Raw genomic sequence first — 6000 nt, 5'->3', positions numbered from 1 at the left:
CGAGCGACGAGGCTGGGGAGGCGTGAGGTGCGGAGCGGTGCTGTGCGGGGTGGGATAAAAGGGCAGCCGCGAGGCTGGGGCTTTGGCGGTGTTGGTCGTCGATCCGGCGTCGGAAACTGTTTATAAACGAGCGGCTGGGCTTCGGCGGCTACCACCGCTGATCCGCAGTTACCGATCACTCACAGCTTGCCGACAGAACCGCGAAAACCGCACTCCCTCAACCAACCGTTCGCGTCCGACGACTACTCCGCGTCGTTGGGGGTCGCCTCGGGCTCGTCGCCCGACGCCGCCGCCCCGCCCTCGCCGACCGGCTCGACCGACTCGTCCGCGCCGTCGAGCACGGTCACGCGAGCCGACATGATCCGGGTGTTGTCCACGCGCTCGATGCGGATCCGGACGCCGTCGAACTCGATCTCCTCGCCCTCCTCGACGAGCCGGCCGGCGCGGTTGAAGACGAAGCCGGCGAGCGTCTCGAACTCCTCGCCCTCAGGGAGGTCGATCCCGAGGATCTCGTTGACCTCGTCGATGTTCACCTCCCCCTGGACGACGGCGACGTTCTCCTCGACGAACTCGACCGGCGCCTCCTCGTCGCCCTCCAGGATCTCGCCGACGATCTCCTCGACCATATCCTCTAAGGTGATGATCCCCTCGGTGGTCCCGAACTCGTCGATGACGGTGACCATCTGGAGGCGGTTGTCCTGCATCTCGGCGAGCAGCTCGTCCGCGTTCTTCGACTCGGGGACGTGCAGGGTCGGCTTGACGACCCGCGCCAGCGAGGGCTCGCCCTCGGAGTAGCGGAGCTCGCGGACCAGATCGCGAACGGTCACCACGCCGATGATGTTGTCGAGGTTCCCCTCGTAGACGGGGACGCGCTCGTGGTCGGCCTGGATGCACGTCTCGATCGCCTCCTCGACCGACGACTCCTTCGCGACCGCGGTGACGTCGAGGCGCGGCGTCATCACCTCCTTGGCGATGGTGTTGTTGAACCGGAAGATGCGGTCGAGCATCTCCCGCTCCTCCTCCTCGATGACCCCCTCGCGCTCGCCCGTCTCGATGATGTCCTGGATCTCGTCGCGGGTGACGTACGTCGACTCGATCGCCGCCGAGCCGCCGATGACCTGGTTGACCCCCTTCACGATGTAGTCGAACAGGACCACGAGCGGGTACAGCGCGTATTCGGAGGCCTTCAGCGGACGGGCGATCCGGAGCGCCCACGACTCGGTGTTCTCGACGGCGTAGGACTTGGGCGCGCTCTCGCCGAAGATCAACACCAGCGTCGTGATCCCGAACGTCGTCGCCAGCACGGACTGACCGCTGGAGAGGAAGAAGCCGAACAGCGCGGTCGCGATGGACGTCATCGCGACGTTGACGATGTTGTTGCCGACGAGGATCGTCACCAGCAGGCGGTGCGGGTTCTCCTTCATCTCCTGGATCGTCTTCGCGCCCGTGACGCCCTCGTCGACGAGGCTGTCGACGCGGTGCTGCGGCAACGAGAACATCGCGATCTCCGAGGAGGAGAAGAACGCGGACAGACCGATCAACACCGCGATTGCGAGGACACCGAGGGCGATCACCACGTTGTCCCCCGGCATCGGCAGCTGTAGCAGATCGGCCGTCAGCGTGCTTGACGACAAGCCCATGTTCATTCGTCTTCCGTCGGCTGATGGTTAAAGGATTACCTTCGATCGTCCGCGTCGCTGGACGATCCGACGATGCGCCCGCGACGCCTGACGATCCCGCGCCGTCGACGCGTCGCTGGACGATCCCGCGCCGTCGACGCGTCGCTGGCCGCGACGCGCTCCGTGCCGGGGTCGACACGATTACACGTCCCGCGGCCGAATCCCCGCACATGAGCGAACCGTCGATCACCCTGTACCGCCTGCAGGCGTGTCCCTTCTGCGAGCGCGTCGTCCGCGTGTTGAACGAGCTCGGGCTGGAGTACCGGTCGCGGTACGTCGAGCCGATGCACTCCGAGCGCAACGTCGTCAAGCGTGTCTCCGGCGCGCGCAGCGTCCCCGCCATCGTCGACCGCGAGACGGGCGTGACGATGTCCGAGAGCGCGAACATCGTCGAGTACCTGCAGGGAACCTACGGCGAGGGGGGTGCCTGAGATGGTCGACTTCGACGTCGTCTCCCTGCCCGAAACGGATCACGTCGCCGAGGGCGACACGGCACCCGACTTCACCCGGCCCCTCGTCGACGACGAGTACTGGGAGGACCGCGCGCTCGGCGACGTCGTCGACGGACCGACGCTCCTGCTGTTCCACCCGATGGACGGCGCCTTCCAGGGGACGTACCTCTACAACACGGTCGACGACCACGGCTGGGCCGACGACCTCGACGTGATCGGCCTCTCCGTCTCCACGCCGTACGCCCACAAGCGCCTCCTCGCCGAGCGCGCAGACGGCGTCCGGATCTTCTCCGACCCCGGCGCGGGCGTGATCGAGGAGTACGGCCTCGCCCACGACATCGACGGCATGACAGGGATCACCGAGTCGCGGCCGGCCGTCTTCCTCCTCGACGCCGACCGAACCGTCGAGTTCGCGTGGGTCGCGAGCGAGCACCCCGAGTTCCCGGACGCGGAGGCGATCGACGACGCGGTCGACCGGCTCGTCGACTGAGTCGGAACGAGGCGGCCGGCCGTTCCGCGTTGCCCTACTCGTCACCCTTTTTCACGACCGACGCGAACGGGAAGCCGTGACGAACGACAGCGATACCCTTCGACGAGCCGCCGAGGCCGTCGCCGAGGGCGGCCTCGTGGTTTATCCGACGGAGACGGTGTACGGGCTCGGGGGCGACGCGCTCGACCCCGCCGCCGTCGAACGGGTGTTCGAGCTGAAGGGCCGAGAGCGCTCGAACCCGCTCTCGCTCGGGGTGCCGAGCGTCGACGCCGCGCTTCGCTACACCGAGCCCACCGAGTTCGCGGTCGCGTTCGCCCGGGCGTTCTTGCCCGGCCCCGTGACCGTGGTCGTCGACCGCGGCGACATGGTCCCGGACGCGCTCACCGGCGGGCGCGACCGAGTCGGGATCCGCGTGCCGGACCACCCGATCGCCCGCGACCTGCTCCGAGAGACCGGGCCGCTCACCGCGACCAGCGCAAACGTCTCCGGGTGCGGGAGCGTCACGCACCCCGACGACCTCGACGACCGGATCCGCGAGGGGGTCGCCGCCGTGATCGACGACGGCGAGACGCCCGGCACCGAAAGCACGGTCGTCGACCCCGAGGCGAGGACGGTCCACCGCCGGGGCGCGATGGCCGGCGCTATCGAGGCGTGGCTGGACGATCCGCCGGTGGACGGGTAGAAGAGTCGACGCTCGCTAGACCGACAGCTCGCCCTTCGCTTTGATGACGTCGAGCTCCTCGGCGTCGATCGTGTCGACGTCGAGCCAGTGGGGGACGTACTCGCGTTTGTCGTAGGCCTCGCGCTCGTCCTCGGTGCCGACGGTACACCAGAGCTGGGGCTCGTCCGGGCCGTGCCAACCGCCTTGGACGTTGATCCCGAAACACACCAGCTCCTCGCCCTCGTACTCGATCACCGCGTCCCGCCGGATCCCGGGGTCGCCGCGAATGATGAGGTGTTGCATACCCCGTCGTTTGCGGGTTCCGTGCTTAATCGCTTCGATACGGCGGATCGGTGGGGTCGAAAAGCGGACGCGGACGGCGGAGCGATACGGCGGGGGGAACGGTCGGACGGCTCACGTGGAGTAGTAGTACTCGCCGTCGCGCTTCTGCGAGCTGTCGAGCTGCGAGCCCGGCTTGTTGATCCGGGGGCGACCCGTCCGCTCGTCGCGGCGGAAGGTGATGTCGAGGTCGGCGAGGAACTCGTTCATCCCGTCGCGCATCTCCTGCGGCGGGGTCGCGTGCCCGCGCTCGGCCGGCTCGCCGTCGAACACCATCAGGCGGTCCGCGAGGAGATCGATCATGTAGATGTCGTGGTCGATCACCATCACGGTCGCGTCGTGGTTCTCCGCGTAGCGGCGAATGGCAGTCGTCGCGCGCACCCGCTGTTCCACGTCGAGGTGCGCGGAGGGCTCGTCGAGGAGGTACAGGTCGGCGTCCTCGGAGAGACACGCCGCGATGGCGACGCGCTGTCGCTCCCCGCCCGAGAGGTCCGAGAGGTTCTGCTCCATCACGCGGTCGAGCTGGAGCGGCTGGGCGACCTCCGTGTTCCAGTAGGAGCTGCCGAACTCGTCGGTGATGGAAGAGAGGAACGCGTCGACGCGCATCGGCTGGTCGATCTCGATGTACTGCGGCTTGTACGCGATGTCGAGCTCGAAGTCGAGTTCGCCCTCGTCCGGCTCCAGCGAGCCGGCGAACAGCTTCGCGAGCGTCGACTTCCCGATCCCGTTCGGCCCGACGATGCCGAGCACCTCGGAGCGGTTGATCGCGCCGCCCTCGACGTGCAGTTCGAACTCGCCGTCGCCGTACGACTTCGAGAGGTCGGGGTACTCGATCAGCGTCTCGCCGCGCGAGGACACCCGCGGGGCGTGCTCCTCGAAGGTGATCGCGGACGGCCGGATCCGCATGTTCTCGTTGTCGAGGTACCCCTTCAGGTACTCGTTGATCCCGTTGCGGACCGACTTGGGGTCCGTGACGACCCCGTACGCGCCGGGCTCCCCGTACGCGACGTGCAGGGTGTCGGCGAGGAGGTCAAGAATGGCGAGGTCGTGCTCGACGACGAGCATCGAGCGGTCGGCGGCGTCGTCGTCCGCGAGCTCGCGGATGAGCCGGGCGACGATCATGCGCTGGCCGATGTCGAGGTAGGGCGTGATCTCGTCGAGGAAGTAGAAGTCGGCGTCGCGCGCGAGACACGCCGCGATGGCGACGCGCTGGAGCTCGCCGCCGGAGATGGAGTCGATGTCTTGGTCCATCACCGGGCGGATGTTGAGCCGGTCGATCAGCTCGTCGAGCGCGCCGCGCTCGTCGGTTCGCTCCAGCAGCTCACGGGTGTTGCCGTCGAACTGGTTCGGGATCTGGTCGACGTACTGCGGCTTGCGGGCCACGGTGACGTCGCCCTCCTTCAGCGATTTGAGGTAGTTCTGCAGCCCGGTGCCGCGGAACCGGTCGAGCACGCGGTCCCAGTCGCCGTCGGTCTCGTAGTCACCGAGATTCGGGACCATCTCGCCGGCGAGCGCGTGGACCGCCGTCGACTTCCCGATCCCGTTCGGACCGAGGATGCCAGTGACGTTGCCCGGTTCGGGGGTCGGGAGCCCGTACAGCGAGAAGGCGTTGTCGCCGTAGCGGTGGACGGGCGCCTCGTCAAGCTCGGAGGGGAGGTTGATGATCTCGATCGCATCGAACGGGCATTTCTCGACGCAGATACCGCAGGTCTCGCCGAGACAGATCTCCTCGGAGATATGGATCTGGTCCGGGTCGCCCTCTGCGGCGTCTTCTCCGCGCTCGGTGATACACTCCTTCCCCGTCCGGTTGGGCGGGCAGTAGTTCGCACACTCGTAGTTACACCGGTCGGGCTGACACCGATCGAGGTCGACCACGGCGATGCTGTCGTCCGCCATCTCAGACACCCAGTTCGACGCCGGCCGTCGCAAGCACGGTGTAGCTGATGAACCACAGCGTGAACGTCAGAAACGCCACGTAGAGGTTGTCCTTGACTCCGAAGTCGCCGACGCCGATCAGCTTGTACAGCGGGTACTGGGCGAGCACGAACGCGCCCATCACCAGCACGACGGTGGTGCTGGCGGCGTCGACCGGGTCCGTCCCGACGTACACGGCCGAGATGACGCCGGCAGCGATCCCCGCGAGACTGCAGATCGTCGTGACGACCACGCTTCGGGTATGGCCCGATATCCCCGAGTCGTCGCTCATACCAGTCGATCCGCGAGCGCACGTGAAAAGCCGTTCGTTCCGTCCGGCGGGCCGTCTCGGAGCGCCACCGGTCGAACCGGTCCCGTCGACTGGCGCCGCGCGGTCGGGACTCCGTCCGCGGCTGGCGGGGCCGGAGACGACCCCCGGACGAACACCACAGACGGTCGCCGGGA

General features: G+C 67.7%; 7 protein-coding genes. 3 read left to right on the top strand and 4 right to left on the bottom strand.

Annotated elements, in window-relative coordinates; all coding sequences use genetic code 11:
• Positions 1 to 242 precede the first annotated feature (242 nt).
• Positions 243 to 1640 (bottom strand): hemolysin family protein, encoded by a 1398-nt coding sequence (locus C468_RS11100; protein ID WP_049912184.1) that lies wholly within the window; start codon positions 1638 to 1640, stop codon positions 243 to 245.
• A gap of 209 nt (positions 1641 to 1849) precedes the next feature.
• Here C468_RS11100 and C468_RS11095 point away from each other — a divergent pair, with 209 nt between their 5' ends.
• The 3 genes from C468_RS11095 to C468_RS11085 all read left to right on the top strand — a co-directional run bounded on the left by C468_RS11095 (position 1850) and on the right by C468_RS11085 (position 3303).
• Positions 1850 to 2110 (top strand): glutaredoxin family protein, encoded by a 261-nt coding sequence (locus C468_RS11095; protein WP_008848981.1) that lies wholly within the window; start codon positions 1850 to 1852, stop codon positions 2108 to 2110.
• A gap of 1 nt (position 2111) precedes the next feature.
• Positions 2112 to 2621, top strand: coding sequence for a redoxin domain-containing protein (locus tag C468_RS11090; protein WP_008848980.1), 510 nt, complete (start codon positions 2112 to 2114; stop codon positions 2619 to 2621).
• A 76-nt stretch (positions 2622 to 2697) separates the two neighbouring features.
• Positions 2698 to 3303, top strand: a complete 606-nt coding sequence (locus C468_RS11085; protein ID WP_008848979.1) for an L-threonylcarbamoyladenylate synthase — start codon at positions 2698 to 2700, stop codon at positions 3301 to 3303.
• A 15-nt stretch (positions 3304 to 3318) separates the two neighbouring features.
• On the opposite strand, the gene C468_RS11080 is transcribed toward C468_RS11085, so the two are convergent.
• The 3 genes from C468_RS11080 to C468_RS11070 form a co-directional block, all read right to left on the bottom strand.
• Entirely contained in the window at positions 3319 to 3585 is a 267-nt protein-coding gene (locus C468_RS11080; protein WP_004049300.1) for an HAH_0734 family protein, read from the bottom strand.
• A 111-nt stretch (positions 3586 to 3696) separates the two neighbouring features.
• Positions 3697 to 5517: a ribosome biogenesis/translation initiation ATPase RLI gene (locus C468_RS11075; RefSeq protein ID WP_008848978.1), complete on the bottom strand. Its 1821-nt coding sequence runs from the start codon at positions 5515 to 5517 to the stop codon at positions 3697 to 3699.
• A 1-nt stretch (position 5518) separates the two neighbouring features.
• On the bottom strand, positions 5519 to 5827 hold the full coding sequence (locus tag C468_RS11070) for an EMC6-like membrane protein (protein ID WP_008848977.1): 309 nt from the start codon (positions 5825 to 5827) through the stop codon (positions 5519 to 5521).
• Positions 5828 to 6000: the final 173 nt, after the last annotated feature.

This window comes from Halorubrum kocurii JCM 14978, from assembly GCF_000337355.1.
Lineage (GTDB): Archaea > Halobacteriota > Halobacteria > Halobacteriales > Haloferacaceae > Halorubrum > Halorubrum kocurii.
This window is presented reverse-complemented; position numbering and strand designations above follow the sequence as displayed.